The organism is Microbacterium sp. K41, from assembly GCF_004794395.1.
GTDB lineage: Bacteria > Actinomycetota > Actinomycetes > Actinomycetales > Microbacteriaceae > Microbacterium > Microbacterium sufflavum.
In genome coordinates, this window is sequence record NZ_SSDO01000297.1 from 1 (window position 1) to 4,445 (window position 4,445).

Annotated in this window: 3 protein-coding genes and 1 pseudogene; all 4 read right to left on the reverse strand. The window is 71.0% G+C overall.

Features of this window, described 5'->3' with window-relative positions:
• Positions 1–211: pseudogene (locus tag DW309_RS08630) on the reverse strand (hypothetical protein); the annotation flags it as partial.
• Between the two features lie 224 nt (positions 212–435).
• Entirely contained in the window at positions 436–1,518 is a 1,083-nt protein-coding gene (locus DW309_RS08635) for a hypothetical protein (protein ID WP_136045138.1), read from the reverse strand.
• Between the two features lie 183 nt (positions 1,519–1,701).
• Entirely contained in the window at positions 1,702–3,195 is a 1,494-nt protein-coding gene (locus DW309_RS08640) for an NAD(P)/FAD-dependent oxidoreductase (RefSeq protein WP_136045139.1), read from the reverse strand.
• A 25-nt stretch (positions 3,196–3,220) separates the two neighbouring features.
• On the reverse strand, positions 3,221–4,445 hold a 1,225-nt coding region (locus DW309_RS08645; RefSeq protein WP_136045140.1), incomplete at its 5' end, for a S8 family serine peptidase.

Sequence of the window (4,445 nt, forward strand, 5' to 3'; positions counted from 1 at the left end):
CGTGCGCGGGCGGCGGCGCGTACGGGTCGCCCGGTCGTGCGGCAGACGGCGAGGCCTCGCGGGTGCCGCGCACCTGGTCGACCGCACCGCGGATCATTCCGCCCCAATCGGTGGACTCCCGCCCCGTGTCCCCGGGCCGCCGCGAGGATGTCGCGCCGCCCGTGTCGAGCGCGTCGGAGGCGAGGCGGATGAGTCGGGAGAGCTTTCCCATGGTGATCCCTTCGTGGGGCGGGCCACCGGGAGGGTCGACGTCCAGCATCGGCAGGGGTCTCCGGGCAGCCCGCGAACGGGTGCCAAGGTCTCCTCCGCCCGGAAGGGCCAGCGGGCCGGGACACGATGTCATGTCCGTAGTGACGACGACGCTGCAGACGGGAGTACTCCGCTTGCACTTCGAAACCCTAGCGGGCAGGGCTATGGATCCTCTCCACTGCCCGCTCAGCCGAGATCGTCGAGCACCTCGAGCACGTCGTCGCGGATGGCGAGGAACGCCGCATGCACCTCGGTGCGCCCGCCGTCCTCCGAGAGCGCCGCGACCGTGCGTCCCAGCGCCCCGAGGGGGAGCGTCCCGGCGGACTCCCGAGCGCTCAGCTCCCCGAAGCCCTCCGGAGGCGACCCCGCGCGCGCCGCGAGCAGGAGCTGATCGCACAGCACCGAGGCCGCGCCCAGGAGCGACGCCGCGGCACGCAGATCGCTGCGGGCGACCTCGGTGCACAGCAGGCGGTCGCGGATGATGCGGGTGAGCCGCCGCGAATGCGGAGCGGGGATCGCCCGCCTCGACCGGATGCGCCAGCGATCATCTCCGTCCAGGGGCGCCTCGTATGACACCGGCTCGCCGTCGCTCACATGGATCGCCGGGATCTGCATCGGTGTGGGAAGCGGATCCCCTGCCCACCACGCCGCCGGTGCCTCCGCCGTCGGAAGGAACGCTGTCGCGCGCTCTGCTCGCGCCGCCCCCGCGCCATCCGGGCGGAGGTCGGCGACCTGCACGAGGCTGGGGTTGCTGGCGAAGTGGGACAGGCCGCGGGATCGGATGACTCGGAACAGCGCTTCCCCATCGTCGACGGGAGCGCTGTCGTCGGCGGCGGCGAGCTCGGCGGCGACCGCGACCGGCAAAACGGTGGCGACGACGGACACCGTCTTCCCCGGCGGGGCGACCCACGGCCGCCCGGCGAAGGCAGCGATCCGCACCGCGTGCGACGCGTAGGTGTCCCACCCCGAGAAGAAGCTCAGCACCGCGGCGGGCTGACGCCTCACCGCGTCGCGGACCTGAGCGAGAAGCGCCGGATGCGCGTCCACGTCACCCGAGAGCACGAGATGATGAGTCGCCCGGCGGCTCCAGGGCTGCCAGACGGGACGCGGGGAACCGCGACGCGCCGACCGTTCGATCCCGTCGGAGACGATCTGGACGGGAGCGCTGCGGAGCTCGTGCGCCAGGGCGACCGCCCGGTTCTCGAGCCCCGGCAGGGCGCGGATCGAGACGCTGAGCGTCGGCATCGAACCCCCACTCCGCGTCGCCACCTGGTCTCCTCGCATCGCGCACGATCCACACGGCCGCCCACACGGCCTTGTCCACGCTCCCGGAAAGCGTACAATCTGACATGTTACGTGGCCAACTCTTGCGACGTCTCCACCCTCATACGTCCGGCCCGGAACGAGAACGGCCCCGCACGCATTCGCGTCCGGGGCCGTTCGGTGTCGTCGTCACTTGACGGGCGCGGTCTCCGCTGTCGCCGAAGCCTTCGCGGCGGGCTTCTTCGCCGCCGCCTTCTTCGGAGCGGGCTTCACATCGGCCGGGGTCTCCGCGGCGGGAGCCGCCTTCGCGGCCGGAGCCGACTTCGCCGGAGCAGCCGCCGGGGCCGCGTCGGCCGGTGCCGCCGGACGCGGACGCGCCGCGAACTCCTCGAACACGTAGCGCGGGTTCTGCACGGTCTCGAGGTTGACCAGGTCGCGGCCGAGCCACAGGTTGTTCCACCAGCCCCACAGCACGCGCCACTTGCGCTCCCACGTCGGCATCGCGAGTCCGTGGTACCCGCGGTGCGCGACCCAGGCGATGAAGCCCTTGAGGGCGATCTTGCCGGACTGGAAGACGCCGTTGTACAGGCCGAGACCGGCCACGGCCCCGAGGTTCTTGTGGAAGTACTCCTTGGGCGCCTCGCCACGGAGCACCGCCACCAGGTTCTTCGCGAGGAGCTTGGCCTGACGCACCGCGTGCTGCGCGTTCGGCACGCAGAATCCGCCGACGCCACCACCCGACAGGTCGGGCACGGCCGAGACGTCACCGGCAGCCCAGGCGCCCTCGACGAAGGCCTCCGGGGTGCCAACGCGCAGGTCGGCGCGGGTCTGGATGCGACCGCGCTCCTCGATCGGCAGGTCGCCGCCGCGCACGACGGTCGGGTTGGCCATGACGCCCGCGGTCCAGACGATCACGTCGGTCGGGATGACCTCGCCCGTCGAGAGCTCGACGTTGCCGTCGATCGCACCCGTGACCTGCGTGTCGAGGTGCACGTTGGCGCCGCGCTTCGCGAGGTCCTTGAGCACCCACTCGCTGGTCTTGAGCGACACCTCGGGCATGATCCGCCCCATCGCCTCGATCAGGTGGAAGTGCGTGTCCTCGAAGTGGATCTGCGGGTACTTGCTCACGAGCGACGAGGCCAGCGAGCGCAGCTCGGCGAACACCTCGATGCCGGCGAAGCCACCACCCACGACGACCACGGTCAGCAGACGGTCGCGCTCGGGACCGGCGGGAAGCGAGGCGGCCTTGTCGAAGTTCGACATGACCTTGTCGCGGATCGCCACGGCCTCTTCGATGGTCTTGAGACCGATCGCGTTGTCGGCGATGCCCGGGATCGGGAACGTGCGCGAGACGGCACCCGCGGTGACCACGATCTGGTCGTACGCGAACTCGTACGGCTCGCCGACGGGCGGCGTGATCGTCGCGGTCTTCTGCGCGTGGTTGATGTTGGTCACCTTGGCGGTGAGCACGTGCGTGCGCTTGAGGTGGCGGCGGTGCGCGACCACCGAGTGACGTGCCTCGATCGAACCGGCGGCGACCTCGGGAAGGAACGGCTGGTACGTCATGTACGGCAGCGGGTCCACCATGGTCACGTCGGCCTCACCCTTGCGCAGGTGCTTCTCGAGCTTCCACGCGGTGTAGAAACCTGCGTAGCCCCCGCCGACGATCAGGATCTTGGGCACAGTGCTGTTCTGAGGCACAGAAGAACTACTCCTCGGAGTCGGGATTGTGGCGTACGGGAACGCGCGCCGATCGGATGCGCCGGGCAGCTGCGGTGACGCCAAGCGCTATCAGGATACCAGGCACCGTGAGTGCGACGAGCGGCAGGGTACCGTAGCGCAGTGATTCGGCGCTGGGAAGCAGCGGTGAGCCGGCCTCGCTCGGCTGATCCGCATCGGGAAGCGGAGGCACGGCGACCGGGGTCAGCTCGGGCTGCGGCGCCGGCTCGCTCTCGGCTCGGCGGAACAGCCGGATCCACTCCGCCAGGTCGCCCATCGGGTTCGTGTCGACCGCGGGAAGGGTGGCCGAGATCGCCGCGGCAGCATCGACCAGCCCGTAGCCGTAGAGCGGATCGCGGGGCTTCTGCGCATCGGGTACGGGTATCGCCGTCTTGATGATGCGGTTGATCACGTCGTTCGCGGAGATGTCGGGATGTGCCGACCGGATGAGCGCGGCGATCCCCGCCACGATCGGTGCCGCACCGCTCGTGCCGTTCCACTTGACGACTTCCCCGTCGGCCGAGACACCGAGCAGGCCCTCACTGGGCGCCGAGATCCCGATCGTGATGCCCTGCGTCGACGCCTCGATGCTCGCGGTGCCCGTCTGATCGACACCGCCCACCGTGAGCACACCGGGGATCGTGGCGGGAGCGCCGATGATGTTCGTGCCGCTCCCCCGGTTGCCCGCCGCGACGACCACGACCACGTCGTGCTCGAACGCGTAGAGGAACGCGTCGTCCCAGCTCTCGTCCCAGTCCAGGGTGTTGGTGGTGAAGGAGAGATTGATGATGTCGGCCCCGTTGTCCACCGCCCACCGCATCGCCTTCGCCACCTGCTCCGTGAAGGGCACGGCGGCCGCCGCGCCGAAGCCCACGGACACCGACAGCAGCTTGGCCTCCGGGGCGACGCCGATCATGCCGGTGCCGTCGGGGGCGCCGCGACCGGCGGCGAGGGACGCCACCCAGGACCCGTGGTTGCCGTCGATCGCGCCCAGCGGCGTCCGTCCATCCGGCGTCCCCGTGCCGGAGACGTCCGTGCCGCCGACCACCGCGTCGCCGAAGGTCTGCGGGACCTTGCCGATGCCTGTGTCGATCACCGCGATGGTCGTCCCCTCGCCGCGCGTCGTCTGCCACGCCTCGCGGATCCGCGCGCCGTCGAGCCAGTACTCCGCCGCGCGCACCGGGTCGGCGGGGTCGTCCGGGATCGGCGGCGGC